We start from the raw sequence: 25,767 nt of genomic DNA on the forward strand, positions 1-25,767 counted from the left end.
TTACATCCTAAGAGAAGAACATCATGAATTTAAAGGAGTTGACTTAAGTTGATGGAATGGTGGAGAAAGTCAGTCGTTTATCAAATCTATCCGAAGAGCTTTAATGACACGACTGGCTCAGGCGTAGGTGATATTGAAGGGATCATCCAAAAGCTTGATTATATAAAAACACTTGGCGTGGACGTGATTTGGCTAACACCGATTTACGATTCTCCGCAACGGGATAATGGCTATGATATCCGTGATTATTACAAAATTCATGAAGAATATGGAACGATGGAGGATTTTGAGCGGTTAATATCTGAATCACACCAACGCGGGATTAAGGTGATCATGGATATTGTCGTCAATCATACATCGACGGAGCATCGTTGGTTTAAAGAAGCATTGAACGATCCGAACAGTGAATTTCGTGACTTTTATATTTGGAAAGAAGGTAAAGATGGAGAGCCGCCTACGAACTGGAAATCGAAATTCGGCGGGTCCGCCTGGCAGTATGACGGCAAATCGGGTGAATATTACCTTCATTTATACGACGTAACCCAAGCAGATTTGAACTGGGAAAACGAAAAGTTAAGAAACAACATCTATGAAATGATGACGTACTGGTTCAATAAAGGTGTCGATGGCTTCCGGCTCGATGTCGTGAATTTACTATCGAAAAACCAGCAGTTCCCGGATGACGACTATTCTGTGCCGCCTGGAGATGGCCGTAAATTTTATACGGATGGACCTCGAATCCACGAGTTCATCCATGGGATGAATGAAAATGTTTTTTTAAAGTTCAATGTGATGACAGTAGGTGAAATGTCCTCTACGACGGTAGACCATTGTATCAAGTACACGAACCCAGATCGCGGAGAACTCGATATGACCTTTAACTTCCATCACTTGAAGGTGGACTATCCGAATGGTGAAAAGTGGACGAAAGCTGATTTTGACTTTATAAAACTGAAGCAAATCCTATCTGACTGGCAAGTGAAAATGCATGAAGGAAACGGATGGAATGCACTGTTCTGGTGCAATCATGACCAGCCGAGGATTGTTTCGAGATTTGGGGACGAAGGCAAATATCATTCAGAGTCTGCTAAAATGCTCGCTACCACCATCCATATGATGCAAGGGACTCCTTACATTTATCAAGGCGAGGAATTTGGGATGACCAACCCGAACTTTGATCAGCTTTCCTCGTATCGGGATGTTGAATCGGTCAATGCTTTTAAAGATTTGAAAAAACAAGGGATGTCAGAAGAAGAAATCATCGATATTTTAAAACAAAAGTCGAGGGATAACTCAAGAACACCGATGCAATGGACAGATAGCGAACATGCAGGTTTTACAACAGGAGAACCTTGGATTGATGTGGCAAATAATTTCGATGAAGTGAATGCAGTAAAAGCTGTGATGGAACCAGATTCAATTTTTCACCATTATCAAAGACTAATCGACTTGCGAAAATCACACGATGTAATTACAACAGGGGATTATCAACTTTTGCTGGAAGATGACCCGAAAGTCTTCGCTTACGTTCGTAATGGAGAAGACGAAAAACTCCTTGTCGTTAATAATTTTTATGCAGACGAGGTATCCTTTCAATTACCGGATACTGTACAAGTCTCGGGTTACGGATCGGAAATCTTGCTTTCTAATTATGGAGATTCAACTAAGGACTTTCAAAGCATACAATTAAGACCATACGAATCTATCGTTTATCACCTTAAGAAGAAGTGATAAACTATTAGTGGTGATACAAATTGAAACAAAACAAGTTCATATCAATCTATACGGAGTTACAAGAAAAAATTGAAAATGGAACATATGTGCCAGATACTAAGCTGCCTTCAGAGCACGAACTGACCGAGCTATATTCAACGTCACGAGAAACGGCTAGAAAAGCGCTTAATTTACTTGCTCAAAATGGCTACATTCAGAAGGTGAAAGGGAAAGGGTCAATTGTCTTAGATGTAGGGAAGTTCAATTTTCCAGTTTCCGGACTTGTCAGCTTTAAAGAATTGGCGAACAAGATGGGGAAAGAAGTATCGACAGAAGTGCACGAGGTGGTTTTAATCGATCCTGATTCATTCCTTCGACGGCAGCTGAACATCCAATCCGATGAGAAGGTTTGGAAGGTCGTACGTACGAGGGAAATCGAAGGAGAGCGAATCATTTTAGACCAGGATTTTTTCCTTGAGAGTATCGTTCCAACGTTAACTCAAGAAATTTGTGAACGTTCGATTTATGAATATCTTGAAGGTGAATTGCAACTGCCAATTAGCTTTGCAAAAAAGGAAATCACAGTGGAACGGGCTTCTGAAACAGACAAAATGAGGTTGGACCTCAAAGATTATGAACAGCTCGTTTTGGTCAAAAACTTTGTTTACCTTGAAGACGCACGTCTCTTTCAATATACGGAATCAAGACATCGACTAGACAAATTCCGATTTGTCGATTTTGCACGAAGATCCCATTCATGATCGCTGACAAGATGGACGATTTCATCAACAGATTCAATCCCCGATTTTATGGAGTGGAACGAAAAAAGCGCCTATATAGGCGCTCAGGCTGTCGAGAAAGTCTCTCGACAGCCTGATTTAGTTTCCTGAACTTTAATAAATTACCGCGTTAATATGTTATAATAGAGGTAATAAATAAAGGCGGTGGTACGATTGTTCCATACAAGAAGCGCGACTCAAAATGAAGTTGAATTTGTATCCATTGAAGACCTCGTTCCTCAAGATCATCTTCTCAGAAAGATTGATCAATACATCGATTTTTCCTTCATCCTTGATCGAGTTCGACCTTACTATTCAGAAGATAACGGACGTCCTTCTCTTGATCCTCTCGTACTTTTCAAGATGATGTTTATTGGCTATTTTTACGGAATTCGCTCCGAGAGACAACTTGAAAAAGAAATTCAAATGAACATTGCCTATCGTTGGTTTCTTGGATTACGTCTATCTGATTCTGTTCCTCATCACTCTACGATTAGTTGGAATCGCCGTACACGATTTAAAGGAACGGATATCTTTCAAGAAATCTTTGATGAAATTGTTCTTCAAGCCACGAGCCATCGAATGGTTGGAGGCAGAGCCCTGTTCACAGACTCCACCCATTTAAAGGCGGATGCCAATAAACATAAATTCACGAAAGAAACCGTTGAAGTAGAAACCCGTGACTACATTGAAGACTTAGATCAAGCGATCGAAGAGGACCGGAACAAGAACGGAAAAAAGCTCTAAAGGAACGGAAGGAGGTGAAAAAGACCAAAGAAATTCGAAAAAGTACAACCGATCCGGATTGTGGGTTCATGTCCCGAGATCATAAGCAGGAGATGTTCTGTTACCTTGATCATCGTACGACAGATATGAAGTTCAACATTATTACGGATGCCTTTGTCACTCCTGGAAATGTTCATGACTCAGTTCCTTATCTATCACGCTTAGATCGTCAAAGGGAACGCTTTGACTTTCAAGTAGAAGCTGTCGCATTGGACTCAGGTTATCTAACCAACCCGATTTGTAAAGGAATATCAGACCGATTGATCTTTGGAGTCATCGCTCATCGAAGATACCAGCCAACGAAAAGTCTTTTCCCAAAATGGAAATTTACATATCAGTCCGAGAACGATCAATATATTTGCCCGAATGGTGAAGTCTTAACGTATCGAACAACAACACGTGGAGGGTATCGAGAGTATAAATCTGATTCTCAGAAGTGTAAGGAGTGTCCTCTACTTGATCAATGTACACGATCAAAAAATCACCAAAAGGTTGTTACTCGGCACGTATGGGAAGAGCACAAAGAAAAAGTTCGATTAAACCGGTTATCCAAATCAGGTAAGCAGCTTTATAAATTTAGAAAAGAGAAAGTTGAGCGAAGCTTCGCAGATTCAAAAGAACTGCATGGGCTTCGCTACTGTAGGTTGAGGGGAATAGAAAATGTGAGTGAGCAAGTATTACTCACCGCAGCGTGTCAGAATATGAAAAAGATTGCCACACACCTAGCCCGGTTAGGATGGGTGTGTGGGAGTCTTTTTTCAAAAAACAACTCATTTTCTAAGAGAAATTTATCCAAATAAAAAAGCCTGTAGAGAAAAAACATAGGGTTTCTCTACAAGCAGCGCCTATATAGGCGCTTTTTGTATTTTCTAAATCAACTAATGGGTATGCGTGTGGGACATTTTTTCCTGTAATGCTTCAGAGAGTTCTGTCGCCGGGACCTGAATCATATCCGTGGAAATCGGTGCGGTGATTGAGTCTGTGTGTGCAGGTGACTCTTCTGGGAGTGTGACTCTAAGAATGTCCAATCCTCTTGTTGGGTCATAGGTATAGACCAAATTGGACACATCCCCAGTTACACGGCCGTTTTCATCACGTTCCGGTATCCACTGAGCTCCCCAGACTTCCTGGATCCCCATGAACCAGTACCCAACTTGTTTGATATCAGTCGGGTCGCGAACATCAAGAATTCGGGCACCTTGTTGGTAGAAGCCGATCGCTACAAAACCATCCTGGTGATACGAAGAATAGTGAGCCGAACAAATCAGACCAGCCGGGGTATCGACATCGGTATTTAAGATTTTAGTGTTCCACGAATCTAATGGTTCAATGGTTCCAGTACCAGGTTGAATTTGAGATTTATCAGATCCTGCTATACTTTTGTTAAGCCGTTGGACTTGCCAAGTCTGGAACGATCCTTCATTTTCACATGTACCCGGATGTAGATAATCTTCTTCAGTGACCATCAGCACTTCACCGGGGCGAATTTGATCAGCGGTTCGTTCTAGACTTTCATTAGACTCCATTTGACCTTCCCCACGGGATTTAAATTCATCTCCATTTGGACGTAGCGTGTTATGGTGAATGAATGAATTCCATTCTGTTCCGTTTAGAGCTCTTTCATCAGTAGAATTAAGTACTACGGGATTTAATGGATCAGAAATATCATAAGCGACCGTCCCTTGTAACCCCGTAAGCCATGCGACTCCGGATGAATCAATCTGCCAGTCATGTCCGGTTGTGCCGACTGAACTCGGGTACACTTTCGCTTCATAGGCATTGGAAGGGTCTACTAGGTTGATAATGGAGAATGCAGGGCTGTCTTCCTCGTCTGTGCTTCCTGAAGTGTAAGCGTAAGTACACTCTTTATTTACACAAGTGGCTGTATGGGTTCGCGTTGTTGTTTCCACACGTGATACAACATGAGGATTAGTTGGATCAGAAACATCGACAACCACTATTTCGTTACCGGTCGAAACACTTTTATCTTCGTAGGCAGGTGTTACCCCAATTGGATCATAGGCAATCAGCATAAATTTCGTGCCATCCTTACGCTCACCGAACGTGGCGTCTTCATTTTCGAAATGGGCACTGGCGAGTTTTCCTACTGGGACGGGTTTGGTAGGATCAGAGATGTCATATATCGTAACTCCTGTCAACGTGTTTGCATACATATACGGTTTCTCACTGGAAAAAACAGCAGAAATTATGGTTGCGTTTGGAAAGTTGCCAACCAGTTCAACATTGTCACTCGATACGACAGGGACATCAATTCCCTCAATTGTTTCGACCGCAGCTTTACTTGGTAAGGTACTTGTTAACAAAATGACCAACAAGGCAATGATAAAAGTTGATGATCGAAATTTTTTCACTGTGTGACCTCCTTAGTATCCTTTAATCCTACCTTTCAACAAAAAATACATGGTTCCTACTGTGCGAAAGTATGAATTTTATAATACAAACAAACTACCATATCGTTTTTGGCAATTAGGCATTTGTCACACTTTTGGGCGGTCGGCGTATAATACACAACAATCTCAATGTGAGGTGAAGGGTCTTGCAACAGACGATCAGTCGTAATTCAAAAACACAAATCAATGTCGTGCTCGGTAATAGCTCCTCCTCATCTATTCCAAAAGACGACTGGTATACAGATGTAGAACAGAAGGAAAAACATATTCCACTTAAAAATATACAAAAAGAACTGAAAAAACTTGTCGGCATGGAGGAATTAAAAGAGCTGATCAATGAGATTTATGCATGGCTATATATTAATAAATGCCGGGAAACGGTACAGTTGAAAACTGGAAAACAAGTGCTTCACATGATGTTCAAAGGCAATCCAGGAACAGGGAAGACGACAGTAGCAAGAATGATCGGGAAGCTTTTCCATGATATGAACGTCCTATCAAAAGGTCATATCATAGAAGCTGAGAGAGCGGATCTTGTAGGAGAATACATTGGTCATACTGCACAAAAAACTCGTGAACTTATAAAAAAAGCAGTTGGTGGAATCTTATTTGTCGATGAAGCCTATTCACTCGCACGAGGCGGAGAAAAGGATTTCGGCAAAGAAGCCATCGACACCCTTGTAAAAGCTATGGAGGACCAGCAGAACGACTTTATCCTGATTCTAGCAGGCTACTCGAATGAGATGGATCATTTTCTCACACTGAACCCGGGTTTACCATCTCGTTTCCCTGTAGTCGTTTCGTTTCCGGATTATACGGTCGACCAGCTGATGGAGATCGCTAAACAAATGACGAAGGAACGTGAATACAAATTATCCTATGATGCTGAACGGAAGTTGCGTAATCATTTGATTCAAACCGTTTCCAAGGAGGGCGGAACATTTTCCAATGGACGATATATTCGTAACCTGCTGGAAAAATCAATGAGAAAGCAATCGATGAGGCTTTTAAAAGAAGGTAAAGAAGATAAGGAATATTTAATGATGATTACCGAGAAAGACCTTCACCTAGCAGAACAATCCCGAATTTGATAAGATGTAAGCAGGATTTAAGCAGTACAGCTTACTGAAAGTAGGGGAATGTAGTTTGACCAATGATAAAGTGAAAGAACGGACTTTACTAGCAGGGTGTCAGCTGCCTGATCGAAGCGATACCCGATTTGAGTCGTCGATGAAGGAGCTTGCTGCATTGACTGAAACGGCGCAGGGCATACCTGTCATGGAAGTGACTCAAAAACGTGAGCGCATCCACCCTGCTACATTTTTCGGAAAAGGAAAAGTCGAGGAAATACGAAACTTGATCGAGGAAATCGAAATCGACCTCGTTGTCGTCAATCACGAATTAAGTCCGAGTCAATTGAGAAATTTGACGGACGCACTTGGCGTAAAAGTAATAGACCGAACCCAGTTGATTCTCGACATTTTCGCGCAACGAGCGAACTCAAGGGAAGGTAAGCTTCAAGTCGAGCTTGCTCAGTTGGAATATATCCTACCTCGCCTTGCGGGTCAGGGTACACAGCTTTCTAGGCTCGGTGGAGGGATTGGGACGAGAGGACCCGGTGAAACCAAGCTTGAAACAGACCGAAGACACATTCGTAACCGGCTCGACGATATCCGAACCCAATTGAAAAACGTTTCTTCACATCGGAAACGGTACCGTGAACGCAGAAAATTGAACCAGACTCATCAAATCGCACTTGTCGGGTATACGAATGCTGGAAAATCCACCTGGTTTAACGAGCTGACACAAGCGGATTCATTTCAGGAGGATCAATTGTTTGCAACGCTTGACCCGATGACTCGAAAATTAAAACTTCCAAGTGGCATGCTGACACTAGTGACCGATACGGTCGGCTTCATTCAGGATTTACCGACTGGGCTCGTAGCGGCATTCAGATCGACACTTGAAGAGGTTAGTGAAGCGGATCTTATCGTACATATGGTTGATATTTCTGATCCGAATAGGGACAAGCATATTGAAACGGTTTTGAAACTGCTCAAAGAGCTTGATGCAGACGACATTCCGGTGCTGACCGTCTTCAATAAGAATGACCGTCCTCATGAATCGGTTTATCCATTATATGAAGCGATTGAGGTATCTGCACATCGTAAAACAGACAGAGAGCAGCTGCTAGAGGCGATTGAAGAATCAGTCAAATCGGCGATGATTCCGTACCGCATACTAGTGCCGTCTTCCAACGGTAAGCTGCTAAGTCAGTTAAAAACATTAACGATCCTGGAGCATAGAAGCTGGAATGAAACAGATGAAGTCTTTGAATGCGAGGGGTATGTACACGCATCACTTCCGATATACGATAGAATCAGAACGCTGAAAACGCAGGGAGCACAGGATTCACAATGATACATTTTAAAAATAATGAAAAGCTCACACAACTCGCAGCACAGATTGAAGAAAAAATCCATCCAATTCACCAATCAATAGAAGCCATCGAAGAGGAAAACCAGCATAGAGTCCTAGATGCTTTTCGCAAGCATCAAGTTAGTGACTTTCATTTTACACCGTCAACAGGCTATGGTTACGATGATTCCGGAAGAGATGTGTTAGAACGTGTTTATGCCGATGTCTTTGGAGCGGAGTCTGCGCTTGTACGCCCGCATATCATTTCTGGTACACATGCGATTTATCTTGCGCTCTCTGGTGTATTGAGACCTGGGGATGAATTGCTTTACATGACGGGTAAACCGTACGATACGCTTGAAGAAATCGTAGGTATCCGAGGGGATGGAAAAGGATCTTTAAAGGAATTCGGTATTACATATCGCTCGGTAGACCTTAAAGAAAATGGAAACGTCGATTTTCCAGAGATTGAAAAGATTATTCATGAACAGACAAAGGTAATTGGGATTCAACGATCAAAAGGTTATTCTGATCGACACTCATTTACGATCGAGGAAATTGAAGAGATGATCCGCTTTGTCAAAGAGATCAGGCCTGAAGTGATTGTGTTCGTTGATAATTGCTATGGTGAATTTGTAGAGATGATGGAACCGACCCATATCGGTGCTGATTTGATGGCAGGGTCACTCATTAAAAACCCTGGCGGTGGTTTGGCGAAAATCGGTGGCTATATCGCTGGACGTGAAGCTCTTGTAGAGTTGTGTTCATATCGCCTCACTTCTCCTGGCATAGGTAAGGAAGCAGGCGCATCTCTAGATACACTGCTTGATATGTATCAGGGATTTTTCCTTGCGCCGCATGTTGTCAGCCAGTCTCTAAAAGGTGCGGTATTCACGGCAGCCTTTTTAGAGGAGCTTGGCTTTGAAACGAACCCCGCCTGGGACAGTACGCGTACAGATTTAGTCCAATCCGTTAAATTTAGAGACCGTGATGCAATGATTCGGTTCTGTCAGGCGATCCAACGAAATTCACCTGTCAATGCACATGTTGTTCCGCACCCAAGCCATATGCCCGGCTATGATGACGATGTAATCATGGCGGCGGGAACGTTCATCCAGGGCTCAAGTATCGAATTATCTGCTGACGGTCCGATCCGTGATCCTTATGAAGCTTATGTACAGGGCGGCCTTACGTACCAGCATGTAAAAATCGCTGTCATTAGTGCATTGAACGATCTTTTCGAGGCAGGTTTAAAATCAAAAGGATAGGGAATTTACTATGGGGAGTGTATTTTTCACTCTCTCTTTTTTAATGTTAGATTATCTAACATTTTATTGACATCTTTTCTTACATAGCATATAATACAATAAAATATAGAGAGGGAGGCTTTGAGATGGGAGATCAGGTTAGAAGAAATATGCCGCTGTTCTCCATAGGAATTGTCAAGCAATTAACCGAGTTATCAGCACGGCAAATTCGGTATTACGAAGAACAAAGCCTGATAACGCCGGCCCGATCTAAAGGAAATACGCGAATGTTTTCGTTCAATGATGTGGATCGATTGCTTGAGATTAAGGCCTTGATTGAACGTGGTGTGAACCTAGCTGGAATTCGTGAAGTTTTTGAAATGAAAGAAAAAGGCTACGGTACACAACATCCTGTTCATCGGAAAGAGCCAACTGAAGGTGACCTGCACAAACAACTGAAGAAAGAGCTTTTTCAGGCTGGACGTCATGGGAAAGCCTCATTGATCCAAGGAGAACTATCTAGATTTTTTCATTAAAAAATAGTACAATTTTATGCGTTTTTAAAAACTAAGGAGGATAAGAAAAATGGGTTCGAAGTATACGAGAGAGGATATTTTAAAACAAATTAAAGAGGAGAACGTTCGATTCATCCGACTACAATTCACTGATTTACTCGGTACGATCAAAAACGTTGAAATACCAGTCAGTCAATTGGATAAGGCGTTGGACAATAAAATGATGTTTGACGGTTCTTCAATCGAAGGGTTTGTTCGTATCGAGGAGTCCGATATGTATCTCTTCCCTGACATTGATACGTTCGTTATTTTTCCTTGGACATCTGAAAAAGGAAAAGTGGCACGATTCATATGTGACATCTACAATCCAGATGAAACTCCGTTTGAGGGAGATCCTAGAGGTATCCTTAAGAGAGTTCTAAAAGAAATGGAAGAGCTAGGGTTCACAGACTTTAATATCGGACCTGAGCCGGAATTTTTCCTATTCAAAAATGATGAAAAAGGCGAACCAACTCTAGAATTGAATGATAAAGGCGGATATTTCGATTTAGCACCAACAGACCTTGGTGAAAACTGCCGGCGTGATATCGTTCTTGAGCTTGAGGATATGGGCTTTGAAATTGAAGCCTCACACCATGAAGTAGCACCAGGTCAGCATGAAATCGACTTTAAATATGCTTCAGCAGTCCCAACCTGTGACAACATTCAAACATTCAAGCTTGCGGTCAAAACAATTGCCCGAAAACACGGTTTGCACGCAACGTTTATGCCCAAGCCACTATTCGGTGTAAATGGTTCTGGGATGCACGCAAATATGTCGTTGTTCAAAGGGAAGGAAAATGTGTTCTACGACCCTAGCACAGAGACTGGATTGAGTGAAGTTGCAATGCAGTTCCTTGCAGGGATCGCAAAGCATGCTATGTCATTTACAGCGATCACGAATCCAACCGTCAACTCCTATAAGCGTCTAGTGCCTGGTTATGAAGCGCCATGTTATGTAGCATGGTCGATGCAAAACCGCAGTCCACTAATCCGGATTCCAGCATCACGCGGTCTAAGTACCCGAATTGAAGTTCGTAGTGTAGACCCGGCGGCAAACCCTTATCTTGCAATGGCGGCTATGCTGGCTGCGGGGCTTGATGGTATTAAAAATAAACTTCAAGCACCAGATCCGATTGACCGGAACATTTATGTAATGGATAAGGACGAACGGGAAGAAGCAGGTATCACAGATCTACCGGCAACACTCAAGGATGCCCTAGAAGTATTCAGAAAGAGTGAGATTATGACGACTGCCCTTGGAGCACATGCGACCGAACACTTCATTGAATTGAAAGAAATCGAATGGGATATGTTCCGTACGCAAGTCCATCCGTGGGAACGCGAACAATATATGTCGCTTTATTAAAAGCATGAAACCCTTGATACTAATGGTATTGAGGGTTTTTCTATTATGTGGACTGGTAACAGCGCAAAAGAGTCAGAAGTAGCTAAAAGAGCCAACTGTCCAGTATTAACCGTGAAGTAATCATGGGTGTATGAATTTACATGTTTCCGCCATTTTCAATTATGAATTTACTGCAAGCCTTCTTTTATGGGTCATATTACTGTGTAAAACTATGCCACCAGTAATTAGTATTAAGCCGATTAGGGATAACCCGGATGGGATACTGATCGATAAGAGGTAATATTCCCCTATTACTGTAAAAACAACGCCTCCTGATTGTGTCGATTCAACAGCAGCAAGTTTTTTAGGATAGTCTTTCGCCATATCAGTAGCCCAAAAAAATAAGATCGTTGCAATCACGCCGGCTGTTAATGCTACAATCCATGTCTGGATTATTTGCTGAACGGATGGACGACCCTCATAGACAGCCCCATAAATGCAAAGCATCAACCAAAATGGTAGGCTTGCCAAGGTCATTCCAAGTACACGTTGGAAAGTATCCAATCTACCTCGACAAATTTCCATCATTTTCCTATTTCCCAGTGGATATGCAAAAGCTGCGATGAGAACAGGACTAACAGTAGCAATTAATAAAGCTATAGAAAAGTGATTTGCATGCTGAACTTGTATTAACATAACACCAATTAAAATGACAAATGAAGTTATTAATGATTTTAAAGGTATCCTTTGCCTCTGTTTGATAATTCCTGTAGAGGTTTCAGTGGTTTTATAAAAAAAGGGGGTTAACAAAACACCAGCCACAATAGTAATCTGCCAGGTGCCAGCAATCAACCATCCCGGACCATAGGCCGCAGCAAAGGTAATCGGAACATAAAAGAGTACAAAACCTACAAAACTCCATAAGATCCATTTCCATGGCTGACGCTGCATTTCCTTAAAAAGAGCCCTTAAATTCCCTCTCAGCATAACCACGATTAATAAAAGTGGTACCATAAAAATAAAACGAAGTGAAGCACTCCAGATCCAACTTCCCCCGGAAAGTTCCATTGAACGATTTAAGATGAACGTAAATGCGAAAAAGAAAGAAGCCAGAATTCCTAAAAATATTGCTTTCATTCGTATCACCCTTGACTATGATTATTAAGATGAATTCAAACTAATTACACTTTTTATGTTTTAGTTTGGTCATCATTAACAGTTGCCAAAGGATCTGTGTTCCGGTCACAAGTCCACCAATGGGAATGCGAACAATATATGTCGCTTTACTAATACAAAAAAAGCAGCGATGCAAAATCGCTGCTTTTTAATGTAACATTCGATAAACGCCTATGACTTTTCCCAGGATCGTTACGTTATTTAAAATAATCGGTTCAAGTGAGGAATTTTCCGGCTGTAGGCGGATGTAGTCTTTTTCCTTAAAGAAACGTTTAACAGTCGCTTCATCTTCTTCTGTCATCGCTACAACGATATCTCCGTTGGTAGCTGTTGGTTGTTGCCGTACTACGACCATATCTCCATCATAAATGCCTGCCTCGATCATGCTATCACCCTGTACAACGAGTGCGAACACATTTTCATCTCCTACAAGACGTTCAGGAAGAGGGAAATACTCTTCTACGTTCTCAATCGCAGTAATCGGCTGACCTGCTGTGACTTTCCCGATTACCGGGATATTCACTGAATTACCTCTTGGGATGTTCGCTTCCATATCATCGGAAATTACTTCAATTGCTCTTGGCTTTGTCGGGTCTCTTCGGATAAGTCCTTTTTTCTCAAGTCTGGAAAGGTGTCCGTGAACGGTTGAGCTTGAAGCCAAACCTACGGCTTCCCCAATTTCTCGGACTGACGGGGGATACCCTTTACGTTTAACCTCGTGTTTTATGTAATTTAAAATGTCCTGTTGACGCCGTGATAATTTCACTCTGTCCACCCCAATTCTCCTCAATTGTTTTATCAAGTATATCATTTGCCTTCCAAAAACACAAACATAAGTTCGAAAAAACGGTTGACAAGAACAGATGTTCTCAAATATACTAGATTTATAAAATAAGAACAAACATTCGTACGGAGGGATTTCAAATGGAAAAATCAAGGCAGAACGGCTGGTCTTTTGTTATCGTATTTATAGTAATTATGGTTTCAATGGGTGCATACACGTTTATTACAAATAAGTCACATATTGAGAAGTCATACGTTAATGTAACTATCGAGCAAGGAGATACATTATGGGAGCTGTCCGAAAAGTTCCAAGGTGGACATGAACTATCACATAGTGAGTTCATCCAATGGGTTGAACAAAAGAATGAAGTAAAGGCGGATCGACTACAGCCTGGGAAGACGGTTGTGATTCCAGTCCCAGATGGAACAGAACTCGTCCAGATTGCATCTGAATAAGGATAGGAAGGAATGAATGATGCGAGCAGTCATCTATAGTAGAGTCAGTACGGATAAAGAAGCACAGGTTTCATCCTTACAACGTCAGGATTCGGAACTGGAACACATGGCAAACAAGCTCGATTTAACAATTGTCGATCGTATCCACGAACAAAAGAGCGGCTACGATGTTGAGAGGGATGGAATCTTACATATACTAGATCTAGCGCGAGAGGGCAAAATGGATATCCTCCTCGTTCAAGATGAAACGAGAATTGGTAGAGGTAGTGCGAAGATCGCTATTTTACACACATTACAGAAGTACAACATACGTACATATACCATCAGCGATAACGGAGAACTCGAATTGACTGAAGCGGACTCTATGGTAATGGAAATTGTCAGTCTTGTAGAAGAATATCAACGTAAGCTTCATAATGCCAAAATCAAACGGGGAATGAAGCGAGCAGTTGAAAATGGGTATCATCCTGAAAGGAACCTATCAAACTTGTCTTCTGGCGGCCGGAACAAAAAAGAGGTTCCTTTAAGCGAAATCGTCCGACTCCGACATATGGAATTGACGTTCCACGAAATTGCAAGTACGTTACGTGGCTTTGGCTACGATGTATCGAAAGCAACCGTACATAGGAGATACCGAGAATATGAGCAATCAGGGATTGAAACTGGATCGGTAGAAAAATAAAAGCAAATAAGTTAGTATATAGAAACAAACATTTCAAGAAGGAGTTTTTATATGCTACCTAAACATAAAATAGATCGGATCAATGAACTGTCACGAAAGTCTAAATCAGAAGGACTGAACCCGAAAGAAAAGGACGAGCAAAAGAAGCTGCGTGAAGAATATCTGAAAGCGTTCCGAGGGGACTTTAAAAAACAACTTCACAACGTCAAGATCGTCGATCCTGAAGGCAACGATGTGACACCTGAAAAATTAAAAAATGAAAAGAAACGAAATCACTAAAGGACAAATGGCCCAATTTGATGGAATTATCAAATTGGGCTTGTTTTTGTATTGCATCAGTCCTAATTGTTGATATACTGTTATATAACAATGTTGAAGGAGTGAAAAACTGATGTTCTCGATTTCAAGTCCAGCGGTTCAACTGTACAAAGAAGAATTAGGCTTAAAAAAAGGGGATTCACTTCAATTATTTGTTCGGTATGCAGGAACTGGTCTAGGATTTTGTCTAGGAGTAGAGCCTGGACTGCCTGAAAACGATGATTATGTCAGAGAAATCGATGGAATCCGTTTTTTTGTTAAATCAGATGAACTATGGTTTGTCGATCAAATGTCGATGGATTATGATGCGTCTGGAGAAAATTTCTCGGTGGAGCTTCCAAGTATAGCATGAAGGTAACTACCTATCCGACTTCTCGATAGAGCGAGGAGTCGGTTTTTTTGATGTGTGAATTTAGAAAATTGGTACTACGATAGGCTAGTCTTGTGAATTTTATCCGGAGAGTATATCATGAGTATGGAATGAAAGAATAAGGATGGATAAGAAAGGATGAACCGCGTGTCAACAACAATCGAACAATTAGCAGTTAACACGATTCGTACCATTTCAATTGACAGTGTTGAGAAGGCGAATTCTGGCCACCCAGGAATGCCAATGGGAGCCGCTCCAATGGGATACACTTTATGGAGCAAACATATGAATCATAATCCAGCAAACCCGGACTGGTTCAATCGAGACCGTTTCGTGCTTTCTGCAGGCCACGGCTCTATGCTTTTATATAGCTTATTGCACCTTTTTGGATATGATGTATCAATGGAAGACTTGAAAAACTTCCGTCAATGGGGCAGCAGAACACCAGGTCATCCGGAATATGGACACACACCAGGTGTTGAAGCAACGACAGGTCCATTAGGTCAAGGAATTGCTATGTCAGTTGGGATGGCAATGGCAGAAAGACATCTTGCTGCTACTTACAACCGCGACGGACATGATGTGATTGATCACTTTACATACAGCATCTGTGGTGATGGTGATTTAATGGAAGGCGTTTCTTCCGAAGCAGCATCCCTAGCTGGACACCTTCGTCTCGGTCGCTTAGTGGTACTATACGATTCAAATGACATTTCCCTTGACGGAGACCTTCACATGTCATTCTCTGAAAGTGTGCAAGACCGTTTTAAATCGTATGGATGGCAGGTTATTTATGTCGAAGAGGGTACGGATATCGATTCACTCGATAAAGCGATTGCTGAAGCGAAAGCGAATACCGATCAACCAACCTTGATCGAGGTAAAAACGATTATCGGTCATGGTTCTCCGAATAAATCAGGTAAATCGGCATCCCATGGTGCACCGCTTGGAATCGATGAAGTGAAAATGACGAAGGAATATTATGAATGGACGTTTGAAGAAGATTTCCATGTTCCTTCTGAAGTCCGTGATCATTTCAATGAACTGAAGGAATCCGGTGCAAGGAAAGAGCAACAGTGGAATGAGCTTTTTGATTCTTATCAACAAAAGTATCCGGAGCTTGCCGCCCAGCTTCAAACCGCTATGAAAGGTGAACTCCCTGAAGGATGGGATAAGGAGCTCCCAACCTATATTGCAGGTGAGGGTAAACTAGCTACTCGTGAATCATCCGGGCAAACACTTAATGCGATTGCGGACCGTGTGCCTCAATTCTTTGGTGGTTCGGCTGACCTTGCCGGATCGAACAAAACGATGATGAAGAACGAAGGAACCTTCTCCCGTAATGATTATAGTGGAAGAAACATTTGGTTTGGTGTACGTGAATTTGCGATGGCTGCCGCACTCAATGGAATGGCTCTTCACGGCGGGTTGAAGGTATACGGAGGAACGTTCTTCGTCTTTTCCGATTACCTTCGTCCAGCAATGAGATTGTCTGCTTTAATGGGAATGCCTGTCACATATGTATTGACGCATGATTCCATCGCAGTCGGAGAAGATGGCCCTACGCATGAACCGGTTGAACAGCTTTCTTCACTTCGAGCAATGCCGAACCTTGGCATCATTCGTCCTGCTGACGGGACAGAAACCGTCGCGGCATGGAAAATCGCGCTTGAAAGTGAAGCGAAGCCGACAGCTCTTGTTTTAACAAGACAAGGTCTACCTACGCTTGAAGGTTCGAGTGAGGATGGTGTGCGCAAAGGTGCTTATGTCCTTTCTGCTGTTGAAAATGGTACTGCAGATGCGATGCTTTTAGCAACAGGCTCTGAAGTTTCTTTAGCGGTTGAAGCAAAAGAGACGCTTCAAAAGGAAGGCATAAATGTATCAGTAGTGAGTATGTCTTCATGGGATCGTTTCGACGAACAACCACAGGATTACCGCGAGAGTGTAATTCCGAAAGCAATTACGAAGCGGCTTGCGATCGAAATGGGTTCTTCACATGGTTGGCATAAATACGTTGGCGACCAAGGTGATGTACTTGCTATCGATCGATTCGGTGCCTCTGCACCTGGCGGAACTGTTATGAAAGAGTATGGGTTTACTGTTGAAAATGTTGTGGCAAGAGTGAAAGCACTTTTAAACAAATAAGAAAGTGGTAGTAAGTTATAAGGAATCAGGCTCAGCAAGTAATACAAATAAGGGTCTGATTCCTTTTTCATTTGTTTTCGACAAAATTAGTCAGTGATATCTACACATATAGACACCTATTGCACTCCTGGTTGGTTATACTCAATGGACAAGTTCGACTGTTAGGGGTGAAGGTTGGTGCGGAATTATGATCTTTACTTAATTGAAGAGGAAGTAGCCTATCATTATTTTGGTCGTGAACAAATCTTATATCACTTTTTTGTGGAAGCTACTCATCCAATTCCACATTTAAAAGAAACCATTGAACGACAGCTTTTGTATATAACGAAATCGATCCCTTTTTATGTCTTCGATTATCAAGTGAAACAAATCGATGCCTTAAGGAAAGGGTATAAGATGCAAAAATCAAGGCAGGAAATCATTCTTTTTTCGAAAACAAGTAAAGCTGTGCTTCGGAATAACGGGAGAAAGCTTACTCTGATCGCTGAAGGGAACTATGAGGCTGAAACTTTGATGTTCGAGCATTTAAGGAAATTAGAAGCCAGTTTTCTTGCGATTAACTTCGAAGGAAAGAGCATTGGATGGCTAAGTCCGTTAAAACAGGCACACTATATTTAAATATCGTGTAAAAATCTTGTCGAAATATTGAGTTTGAACAAGAATTTATAGTACACTAGTGCTAGACAACGAGAAGGGAGAAATATAAGAATGGATTGGATGTATTTCGTTGTGGGCTTAATCGCACTGCTCGCCGGTGCTGCGATTGGCTTTTTTATCGCCCGCAAATATATGATGACTTACCTGAAGAAAAATCCACCAATTAATGAAAACATGCTGCGCGTTATGATGATGCAGATGGGACAAAAGCCATCTCAGAAGAAAATCAACCAGATGATGAAAGCTATGCAAAACCAAATGAAATAAAGGTGGGTAACTAATGGGATGCTTACGTAAGCTATCCCATTTGCTATATCGATATAAAAAAAGAGGACTCTAGCAGGTCTTCTTTTTTTGTGCATTTTTTTAATAGAAGTGCTAAAGTAGTATGAGTAATAGTTTCGTTTACAACAAGCTATGTCATTTAGAGGATGATTACGTATGAGTGGTCAAGAAACAGTTCCGATAGTCTCGCTTCAATCATGTAATTTAAACGACTATCACCTGATCGATGTTCGGTCTCCAGGTGAATTTGAAGAGTTTCATATTGACGAAGCCTATAATCTCCCTATTTTCACAAATATGGAGCGGGCTGAAGTCGGAACTACCTATAAACAAATTGGAAAAGAAGAGGCGAAGGAGCTCGGTCTTTCAATCGTGTCTCCGAAGCTGTCAGATATGTTCAAAGAGCTTAATACACTTAATGAGAAAGATCAAAAACCTTATCTCATCTACTGTGCACGTGGTGGGATGAGAAGTAAAAGTGTCGCTACTGTCATGAAAATGATGGGGTTGTCATGTTTCCAACTCGAAGGTGGAATTCGGTCCTACCGTAAACAAATCGTCAATTCACTTGACTATTTTAGTGGTCTCCATAAGCCATTCATTGTTCTGGAGGGATTGACTGGGACGCGTAAGACCGATTACTTGGAAATTTTGCAGGAAGAAGGCTATCCGGTCTTAAACCTTGAACAGATGGCGGGACACCGAGGTTCGATTTTTGGACAAGTTGGGATCGAAGGACGTTCGCAAAAAGAATTCGAACAAGCTCTCGTTCACCGATTACAACAATTAGAGAAGACTCCTTATTATATCATCGAATCGGAAAGTAAACGGATTGGCCGGGTTCGTGTTCCAGACTGGATTTTAAATGGAAAAGATCAAGGACATCGGATTCACATCACTTATCCTTTCGAGGACCGTGTGGATTACATTTGTGAGGTCTATCAGCCAGAATGTTATCGCGAGGAAATCGGTCAAGCCGTTACAAAGCTTCGAAAACGGCTGAAGCCTGAGGTTGCTGAGACGGTCATGGAAGCATTTGAACGAAATGACTACAAAGAAATTGTTAGACAACTGTTGAAATACTATTACGACCCAAGATACGACCATGCTGCCCAAAGCTATCGATCTTCTGTTACCGAATTATCTATAGAGCATTTCGAAACAGGACTTTCCGAAATTAAAACAATAATCGAGCAGATGAAAGTCGATTTAGAGCCAGTAAGAACGAATTAGCAGGACAAAAACACTTAAGCTTCCCCGAACAACCGACCTATTGAATAGTGAAATATGTTGAGGTGACGCAAAATGGACATCTCCATTCTTGAGGTATTGCGTGACAATCCGGAATTTGCGGTCTTGATCAGTCTCTTTTTAAATATAGTGATTGCGGTAGCGGGGATACTTCCTAGCTATTTTCTAACTGCTGCAAACATCGTCTATTTTGGTTTTTGGGATGGAACAATCATCTCGTTTATCGGGGAATCGATCGGCGTTTTGATTGCCTTTATGCTGTATCGGCACGGATTTCAGTCTGCTTTACAGAAAAAGCTGGACCGCTATGAACAGGCAAAAAAACTGATCGAAATCAGAGGCAGTCGAGCCTTTACAGCGATTTTTTCCTTAAGATTAATGCCGTTCATTCCGTCGGGTGTTGTGACCTTTTTTGCAGCAATCGGTGTTGTTTCAGTGTGGACGTTTTTTCTTGCAAGCACGATTGGTAAAATTCCTGCTCTTTTATTAGAAGCAATTTCGGTTTATCATATTATAGAATGGAACGGAATCGGTAAAATGATTCTTGCGTGTATGAGTATCGCACTGCTCGTTCTATTATGGAACACTACTCGTAAAAAGAATAAAAGTCAGCTATAGAGGTGTGAACAATGAAATTTAAAACAATAATGGTAGTCGTTACGGTCAATTCCCTCATGATGACTGGCTGCTCATTCGACAATCCATTTACAAAAGATTCAAGTGAATCAACTGAGGATCAGCAACAATCTCAACCTGAAGTTGATGAAAAAAACAGTGGCGATGAACAGCAAAGTGGTGAGAAGCCTGACCAAAACAATAACGATCAGGAAGATGGAAATGATGATGAGCCATCGGACGAACAAGCCGATCTTCCATCGTTAAAGAAAACAGTGAAGGTGAATGCTGATGGGAAAAAAGTTGTTACGAACGTGAATGATACCCTAGTACTCGTAAATAAGACGCGAAATCTACCATCAGACTATATTCCTGAAAGTCTTGTGGTACCAAATGTTCAATTTCCTTTTACAGAGGACCTTCCAAAAAAGAAGATGCAACAAGTGGCAGCGAAGGCACTAGAGAAGATGTTTACTAAAGCGGAACAGGATAACATTCCATTGTTTGCTCAATCCGGATATCGTTCCTATGACCGTCAAGAGGCGATTTTTGCATCGAATGTACAACAGCACGGGGAAGAGGAAGCGAACAAATTCAGTGCCCATCCTGGCCAGAGCGAACACCAGACGGGTCTTGCGATGGATGTGACATCGCCTGCCGTAGAATTTTTCCTAGTTGAAAGATTCGCTGAAACGAAGGCGGGGAAGTGGGTACAGCAAAATGCACATGAATTCGGGTTCATCATCCGTTATCCAAAAGGTAAAGAGGGGATTACTGGGTATTCATACGAACCATGGCATTTAAGGTATGTTGGCAAAGAACATGCAACAAAAATTCATGAACAAAATATGACACTTGAAGAATATTTGGGTGTTCAAGTTGAACAGGTTAACGCTTCGCAGTAAACTACTAGTAGATATAAGAGTTCTATAAGAACGTATTGTGCGTTTTAGGAGATGAGAATATATGGCTGCAGACGTAAATCTGTTCCTCGCATTCGGTGCGGGTTTTCTATCGTTTATTTCACCTTGTTGTTTACCGCTGTACCCAGCATTCCTTTCCTATGTTACAGGGGTATCAGTGCATGAACTAAAGGAAAACCAGGGGATTCTACAAAGAAGGGCTCTGCTTCATACAGCTCTCTTTTTATTGGGGTTTTCAATAATTTTCATCTTTCTTGGATTCAGTTCTTCCTGGTTCGGCAATTTCTTTTTCCGTTACAAGGATCTGATCCGAGAAGTCGGAGCCATTTTGATTGTTGTATTTGGTCTTGTCGTACTAGGTGTTTTCAAACCTGGTTTTTTGATGAAGGAACGTAAAATCAGCTTTCGTAAACGGCCTGGTGGATTTCTTGGTTCTGTTGCGATCGGTATGGGGTTTGCAGCAGGTTGGACGCCGTGTACGGGTCCGATACTTTTTGGTGTCATTGCCTTAGCAGCCTCTCACCCTGGTATGGGAATGCTTTATATGATTGCCTATGCCGCAGGATTTTCCGTGCCCTTTTTCATCATGTCCTTTTTCATCGGTAAAATAAAATGGCTGAACCGATATAGTCATCACGTAGTCCGAGTTGGCGGCGTATTGATGATCGTTATGGGCGTATTTCTCTATTTGGACTGGATGTCGAAGGTGACATCCTTTTTAGCCAATCGAATCTTTAATGGATTTTATGGATTTTAAAAAAGATTGATCTTACATAGGAAAGGAAGTGAAGCTGTCTATGCGTACAAACGATATCATTTTAAAAACAACATCCGCAATCATCGTCTTCGTCATACTAGCCTTTTCTGTAAACCTATTTCTCGCTGGACATAATGCACCCGGAGGCGGATTTATCGGTGGATTGATGGCTTCAGGCGGGTTTTTACTTCTTTATATTGCGTTTGGTTTAAAGACGATGAGTAAAATTCTGAAGGTGAATTTTCGCTATTTTATCGCAGCAGGCCTTATGATCGCTTTTCTGACGGGGGCGGGATCATTTTTATTCGGGCAACCATTTTTGAGCCATACATATGGGTATTTCAACCTTCCGATATTAGGAAAAACAGAGCTCGCGACGGCCATGCTGTTTGATTTAGGAGTTTACATCACCGTTATAGGGGTAACGATGACAATATTGTTAGAAATCGCTCAAGATCGTGGGTAGTTGATTCGTATGGAAGAGATGAATTTTTGGATAATAGGTAGTAGTATTTTAGCAATTTTAATGGGATGTCTCGCAATGTTCATAAGAATGCGAGCGGCGAGAAAGCCAGCAACCGTCAAGAAAATTATTTTACCGCCACTTTTCATGTCGACTGGGTTTTTAATGTTTTTGTACCCACAAGCGAGAGTGTCCTGGAGTGAGGCAATGGAGGCGCTCATTGTCGGTGTCGTATTTTCGTTGTTGTTGATACGGACATCTTCTTTTGAAAGGCGAACCGGTGATATTTACTTAAAAAGGTCGAAAGCATTTATCATCATCTTAATCGGCTTACTCCTCATTCGAATCTTCCTGAAGATTTACCTCGGACAGCAGATTTCGATTGAAGAGACGAGTGGACTGTTCTATATCCTCGCTTTTGGAATGATTGCCCCATGGCGGATTGCAATGTATGTTAAATTTAAAAAGCTCCAAACGACGTAATACGGGGGATGGACCAATGCATTTGGTTCATCCTCTTTTCTAATGCAAAGACTCGAATAATCCAGACGGTTTTGTAAAATGCTATTTAAAACTGATGGAGGTGTGAATGTGGATAACATAAATTTAACTTCGCCAGAGATTGCTGCATTATGGAGCACGTACCTCCAAAGCACAGCGGAAAATTGTTTTTATAAACATTTCCTGCAGCATACTAGTGACGTTGAAATAAAACCTCTACTAGAAGAAGCGTTAGTATTGAATGAAGGTTATATTCAAGAAATAAAAGCTATTTTCACAACGGAAATTTTTCCGATACCTGTAGGGTTTTCTGACAAGGATGTTGACCTGTCAGCCCCTGCTTTATTTACAGATTTGTTCGCTTTAAGCTTCGTTTACCGAAGTGGTCAAATATTGATCAATAACTTTTCTACATACTTAGGGAAAGTCGCACGTACTGACGTTGTCAATGTATTTGATAATGGTTTAACTACGAGAAAGTCACTGTATACCAAATCGTTGGATCTTATGTTATCAAAAGGGATATATGATCGACCTCCAAAAATGAGTTATCCAAAAAATGTTGAATTTATTGACCACCCCTCATCTTTGATAAAAGCTTGGTTTGGAGAGGAGCGGTCATTAAATGCATTCGAATTAGGAGAGCTCTTTTTTGCGATCGAAAGGAATTGTATTGGGTTGATCATAATGATCGGACTCATTCAAGTTACCAATGATCAAGAAGTTAAAGACTACTTGATAAAAGGGAAAAAACTGAGTGAAAAACAAATTGAGGTGTTTAATCAAATTTTAAAGGATAATGGGAATTTCCCTACATTCCCTGTAACGTTAGAGGTTACAGATTCAACTGTTTCACCTTTCTCAGATAAATTAATCATGTTTTTAATCAGCGTCACAGGGCAGCTCGGATTCACGACGCTCAGCTATGCGATGTCTGTATCAGCGAGAAAGGATTTGGCTGTTCGTTATACAACATTTATAGGAGAAATACTAAAATACGGAAACGAAGGCTTGAAAATAATGATCAAGAGAGGGTGGATAGAACAACCGCCACAATCACCAAATCGAGCTGATTTACTCAAATAAAAAAAGATAACTCTGCAACGAGTCACCCTTTTCTTAACTTAACAGCCTTTCATATGGCGTAATATCAATTTGCTTTTGATTCAGCTTTTTTATGAGAAATTTGTGGTCGCGTTTGGGTGTTGCAATGATATAACCACGTATAATCAAGTCTTGATCGATGGAATCTGCTTTTTCTTTTAAGGCAAGCTCACCAATTTTACCAGCAATTTTTTCGCGAGCGACATCACGGAAAAGTTCAGGGACTGGTTGAACGAGCTCTTCTAGAAGAAGCTTTTGATCATCATTCCATAAATGCTTTGTTTCTCGTATATATTGATCCTGCCAATCTAATATTGACTTACCATCTTCCTTTGGTAATCGTTTAAGAAACTTCCGGAACATGAAAAATCCGCCGATTATCATCATTGTGATGAGGAAGATTGTCCATAATACAATAAATCCGCCAAACCAACCGCTTAACATAAGGACACCTCTGTCTGATTTTATAGCATTTCCACCTCATTATACAGGCGTTGAATTTATGAAATCAAGTACTCATCCTTATTGTTCTGTTAACTTTATGTGTAACATTAATAATATTTAAGTAACATAAAATAATTATGGTAAACAAACGAATTATAATAGGAGAAATAGACATGAGTAGTATGAAAGATAATCAAACGCAAAAAAGGAAAAACGAGCATATCGATATTTGTCTGACAGAACCTGTAGAAAATCTCCTTACCACAGGTTTAGAAAACTACCATTTCCACCACAACCCCATCCCTGAACTGGATTTTAATGCTATCAATATCGATACGACTTTTCTCGGGAAGGAAATAAAAGCACCATTTCTGGTCAGTTCGATGACTGGAGGGACAGAAAAAGCAAAGCGTATTAATGAAAAATTGGCTGAAATCGCAGAAACGAAAGGCTGGGCGATCGGTGTCGGGTCGATGAGAGCGGCACTCGAGTCAGGTAATGCTGCTTCCTATCGGATCCGAAAAATTGCACCGACAATCCCGATTTTGGCTAATATCGGCGCTGTGCAGTTGAACTATGGATATGGTGTTGAGGAGTGCAAACGTGCGGTTGATATGATTGAAGCGGATGGTCTCGTCCTGCATTTAAACAGTTTGCAGGAGGTATTTCAACCAGAAGGTGATACGGATTTTTCGAATTTACTGAACAAAATCGAGCAAGTAGCAAGTAATGTTTCCGTTCCGGTCGGGATCAAGGAAGTCGGGATGGGCATCAATGGTTTGGCAGCCAAGCGGCTTGTCGAAATCGGCGTATCATTCATTGATGTCGCTGGCGCAGGTGGAACTTCTTGGATACAGGTTGAAAAATACCGAAACAAAGATCGCATCCGGTATGAGGCAGCAAAAGCATTTCAAGGTTGGGGAACACCGACAGCAAACTGTCTCGAAGAACTTAAGGAACAGGGGGTATCAACAACCGTAATTGCAAGCGGAGGCGTTACCAATGGTGTAGAGGCGGCTAAAGCAATCGGTTTAGGAGCGCATCTAGTCGGTTTTGGAAGAACCTTACTCCCACGTGCAGTTCAATCCGAGCAATCCGATATCCTAGATCAATTTGATCTGATCGAGTTTGAATTGAAAGCAACGATGTTTGGGGTAGGGGTATCAACTATAAATGAACTACGAAATACTCAATTACTGAAAAAACCGAAACATCTATAGTGAAGGTTTACTACATAAAAAATAACCTTCTATTAATTGATAGAGATTACGAAAATGTACAGGGCCATTTGGATATCCCTATGTTGTTAGTTTTTTTGGCGGGACTGTGTGGGAATCGAACCCACCAGAGACGGCACGCGCCTCCCAAGAGGTTTTGAAGACCTAGGTAAGCACCAGCTACACAACCAGCCCCATATTTATCTCACAGAATCTAATTATATTGAAACCCCGGAGTATTTTCAAATTAAACGAATTCTAAATGTGAAAATGGAAAATCAAACAGAAAATTGTAAAAATGTGTTGAGGACTATAGTCATCAATTGTTGCCTTTCTAGTTGCAATTGCTTGATTCTCTTAACGC

27 protein-coding genes and 1 tRNA gene are annotated in these 25,767 nt (G+C 41.4%); 23 read left to right on the forward strand and 5 right to left on the reverse strand.

All coding sequences use genetic code 11. The features are described from left to right. Positions 1-51: 51 nt before the first annotated feature. From treC to MOJ78_RS10330, 3 genes are all read left to right on the forward strand, one after another. A complete protein-coding gene (treC, locus tag MOJ78_RS10320; protein ID WP_304981231.1) occupies positions 52-1,731 on the forward strand; it encodes an alpha,alpha-phosphotrehalase in 1,680 nt (559 codons plus the stop codon). A 23-nt stretch (positions 1,732-1,754) separates the two neighbouring features. Continuing rightward, complete coding sequence (gene treR, locus MOJ78_RS10325; RefSeq protein ID WP_304981093.1) at positions 1,755-2,474, forward strand: trehalose operon repressor; 720 nt, start codon at positions 1,755-1,757, stop codon at positions 2,472-2,474. A 192-nt stretch (positions 2,475-2,666) separates the two neighbouring features. Further along, positions 2,667-4,078, forward strand: a protein-coding gene (locus MOJ78_RS10330; RefSeq protein WP_370529791.1) for an IS1182 family transposase whose coding sequence is annotated in 2 segments (ribosomal slippage) — positions 2,667-3,234 and positions 3,234-4,078 — 1,413 coding nt in all. Because the reading frame shifts where the segments join, the coding sequence is not laid out codon by codon here. Positions 4,079-4,156: 78 nt separating this feature from the next. Here MOJ78_RS10330 and MOJ78_RS10335 read toward each other — a convergent pair. Further along, entirely contained in the window at positions 4,157-5,650 is a 1,494-nt protein-coding gene (locus MOJ78_RS10335; RefSeq protein WP_304981095.1) for an LVIVD repeat-containing protein, read from the reverse strand. A 185-nt stretch (positions 5,651-5,835) separates the two neighbouring features. On the opposite strand from MOJ78_RS10335, the gene spoVK reads away from it, so the two are divergent. The 5 genes from spoVK (at position 5,836) to glnA (ending at position 11,277) form a co-directional block, all read left to right on the forward strand. Beyond that, positions 5,836-6,780 (forward strand): stage V sporulation protein K, encoded by a 945-nt coding sequence (spoVK, locus tag MOJ78_RS10340; protein ID WP_304981096.1) that lies wholly within the window; start codon positions 5,836-5,838, stop codon positions 6,778-6,780. Positions 6,781-6,835: 55 nt separating this feature from the next. Then, complete coding sequence (gene hflX / locus MOJ78_RS10345; RefSeq protein WP_304981097.1) at positions 6,836-8,110, forward strand: GTPase HflX; 1,275 nt, start codon at positions 6,836-6,838, stop codon at positions 8,108-8,110. Then, positions 8,107-9,375, forward strand: a complete 1,269-nt coding sequence (locus MOJ78_RS10350) for a methionine gamma-lyase family protein (RefSeq protein WP_304981098.1) — start codon at positions 8,107-8,109, stop codon at positions 9,373-9,375. Before hflX ends, MOJ78_RS10350 begins: the two co-directional genes overlap by 4 nt. Positions 9,376-9,500: 125 nt before the next feature. Then, positions 9,501-9,890 (forward strand): MerR family transcriptional regulator, encoded by a 390-nt coding sequence (locus MOJ78_RS10355; protein WP_304981099.1) that lies wholly within the window; start codon positions 9,501-9,503, stop codon positions 9,888-9,890. A gap of 49 nt (positions 9,891-9,939) precedes the next feature. Next, positions 9,940-11,277, forward strand: a complete 1,338-nt coding sequence (gene glnA, locus MOJ78_RS10360; protein ID WP_304981100.1) for a type I glutamate--ammonia ligase — start codon at positions 9,940-9,942, stop codon at positions 11,275-11,277. Between the two features lie 159 nt (positions 11,278-11,436). On the opposite strand, the gene MOJ78_RS10365 is transcribed toward glnA, so the two are convergent. Then, positions 11,437-12,393, reverse strand: a complete 957-nt coding sequence (locus tag MOJ78_RS10365) for a DMT family transporter (protein ID WP_304981101.1) — start codon at positions 12,391-12,393, stop codon at positions 11,437-11,439. A 187-nt stretch (positions 12,394-12,580) separates the two neighbouring features. Continuing rightward, the gene (gene lexA, locus MOJ78_RS10370; protein WP_304981232.1) at positions 12,581-13,198 is read right to left on the reverse strand and encodes a transcriptional repressor LexA; all 618 of its coding nucleotides are present in this window, start codon (positions 13,196-13,198) and stop codon (positions 12,581-12,583) included. Positions 13,199-13,356: 158 nt separating this feature from the next. On the opposite strand from lexA, the gene MOJ78_RS10375 reads away from it, so the two are divergent. From MOJ78_RS10375 to MOJ78_RS10440, 14 genes are all read left to right on the forward strand, one after another. After that, positions 13,357-13,671 carry a cell division suppressor protein YneA gene (locus MOJ78_RS10375; RefSeq protein WP_304981102.1) on the forward strand — a complete coding sequence of 105 codons (315 nt, stop codon included), beginning with the start codon at positions 13,357-13,359 and terminating at the stop codon, positions 13,669-13,671. A 19-nt stretch (positions 13,672-13,690) separates the two neighbouring features. Continuing rightward, a complete protein-coding gene (locus MOJ78_RS10380) occupies positions 13,691-14,353 on the forward strand; it encodes a YneB family resolvase-like protein (RefSeq protein WP_304981233.1) in 663 nt (220 codons plus the stop codon). Positions 14,354-14,404: 51 nt separating this feature from the next. Continuing rightward, on the forward strand, positions 14,405-14,632 hold the full coding sequence (locus MOJ78_RS10385) for a DUF896 domain-containing protein (protein ID WP_304981103.1): 228 nt from the start codon (positions 14,405-14,407) through the stop codon (positions 14,630-14,632). A 112-nt stretch (positions 14,633-14,744) separates the two neighbouring features. Then, positions 14,745-15,023 carry a HesB/YadR/YfhF family protein gene (locus MOJ78_RS10390; protein WP_304981104.1) on the forward strand — a complete coding sequence of 93 codons (279 nt, stop codon included), beginning with the start codon at positions 14,745-14,747 and terminating at the stop codon, positions 15,021-15,023. A 165-nt stretch (positions 15,024-15,188) separates the two neighbouring features. Then, the gene (gene tkt, locus MOJ78_RS10395) at positions 15,189-17,186 is read left to right on the forward strand and encodes a transketolase (RefSeq protein WP_304981105.1); all 1,998 of its coding nucleotides are present in this window, start codon (positions 15,189-15,191) and stop codon (positions 17,184-17,186) included. 177 nt (positions 17,187-17,363) lie between these two features. Then, on the forward strand, positions 17,364-17,804 hold the full coding sequence (gene sirA, locus MOJ78_RS10400; RefSeq protein WP_304981106.1) for a sporulation inhibitor of replication protein SirA: 441 nt from the start codon (positions 17,364-17,366) through the stop codon (positions 17,802-17,804). Between the two features lie 90 nt (positions 17,805-17,894). Further along, the gene (locus MOJ78_RS10405; RefSeq protein WP_304981107.1) at positions 17,895-18,110 is read left to right on the forward strand and encodes a YneF family protein; all 216 of its coding nucleotides are present in this window, start codon (positions 17,895-17,897) and stop codon (positions 18,108-18,110) included. Positions 18,111-18,284: 174 nt separating this feature from the next. Next, positions 18,285-19,361, forward strand: a complete 1,077-nt coding sequence (gene mnmH / locus MOJ78_RS10410; protein ID WP_304981108.1) for a tRNA 2-selenouridine(34) synthase MnmH — start codon at positions 18,285-18,287, stop codon at positions 19,359-19,361. Between the two features lie 72 nt (positions 19,362-19,433). Then, positions 19,434-19,997 carry a TVP38/TMEM64 family protein gene (locus MOJ78_RS10415; protein WP_304981109.1) on the forward strand — a complete coding sequence of 188 codons (564 nt, stop codon included), beginning with the start codon at positions 19,434-19,436 and terminating at the stop codon, positions 19,995-19,997. Positions 19,998-20,008: 11 nt separating this feature from the next. Continuing rightward, on the forward strand, positions 20,009-20,899 hold the full coding sequence (locus tag MOJ78_RS10420) for a M15 family metallopeptidase (RefSeq protein ID WP_304981110.1): 891 nt from the start codon (positions 20,009-20,011) through the stop codon (positions 20,897-20,899). Between the two features lie 61 nt (positions 20,900-20,960). Continuing rightward, positions 20,961-21,674 carry a cytochrome c biogenesis CcdA family protein gene (locus MOJ78_RS10425; RefSeq protein WP_304981111.1) on the forward strand — a complete coding sequence of 238 codons (714 nt, stop codon included), beginning with the start codon at positions 20,961-20,963 and terminating at the stop codon, positions 21,672-21,674. Positions 21,675-21,714: 40 nt separating this feature from the next. Beyond that, complete coding sequence (locus MOJ78_RS10430) at positions 21,715-22,140, forward strand: Na(+)/H(+) antiporter subunit B (RefSeq protein WP_304981112.1); 426 nt, start codon at positions 21,715-21,717, stop codon at positions 22,138-22,140. Positions 22,141-22,149: 9 nt separating this feature from the next. Then, positions 22,150-22,620, forward strand: coding sequence for a CcdC family protein (locus MOJ78_RS10435; protein ID WP_370529792.1), 471 nt, complete (start codon positions 22,150-22,152; stop codon positions 22,618-22,620). Between the two features lie 108 nt (positions 22,621-22,728). Continuing rightward, positions 22,729-23,724 (forward strand): DUF3231 family protein, encoded by a 996-nt coding sequence (locus MOJ78_RS10440; protein WP_304981113.1) that lies wholly within the window; start codon positions 22,729-22,731, stop codon positions 23,722-23,724. 33 nt (positions 23,725-23,757) lie between these two features. Here the strand turns inward: MOJ78_RS10440 and MOJ78_RS10445 are convergent, their stop codons facing one another. Further along, positions 23,758-24,186 (reverse strand): DUF2621 domain-containing protein, encoded by a 429-nt coding sequence (locus tag MOJ78_RS10445; protein WP_304981114.1) that lies wholly within the window; start codon positions 24,184-24,186, stop codon positions 23,758-23,760. Positions 24,187-24,359: 173 nt separating this feature from the next. Between MOJ78_RS10445 and fni the strand changes: the two genes are divergently transcribed. After that, positions 24,360-25,406 carry a type 2 isopentenyl-diphosphate Delta-isomerase gene (fni, locus tag MOJ78_RS10450; protein WP_304981115.1) on the forward strand — a complete coding sequence of 349 codons (1,047 nt, stop codon included), beginning with the start codon at positions 24,360-24,362 and terminating at the stop codon, positions 25,404-25,406. A gap of 96 nt (positions 25,407-25,502) precedes the next feature. Here fni and MOJ78_RS10455 read toward each other — a convergent pair. Further along, positions 25,503-25,599, reverse strand: a tRNA-Sec gene (locus tag MOJ78_RS10455). Positions 25,600-25,767: the final 168 nt, after the last annotated feature.

The sequence above is a fragment of the Alkalihalobacillus sp. AL-G genome, assembly GCF_030643805.1.
GTDB lineage: Bacteria > Bacillota > Bacilli > Bacillales > Fictibacillaceae > Pseudalkalibacillus.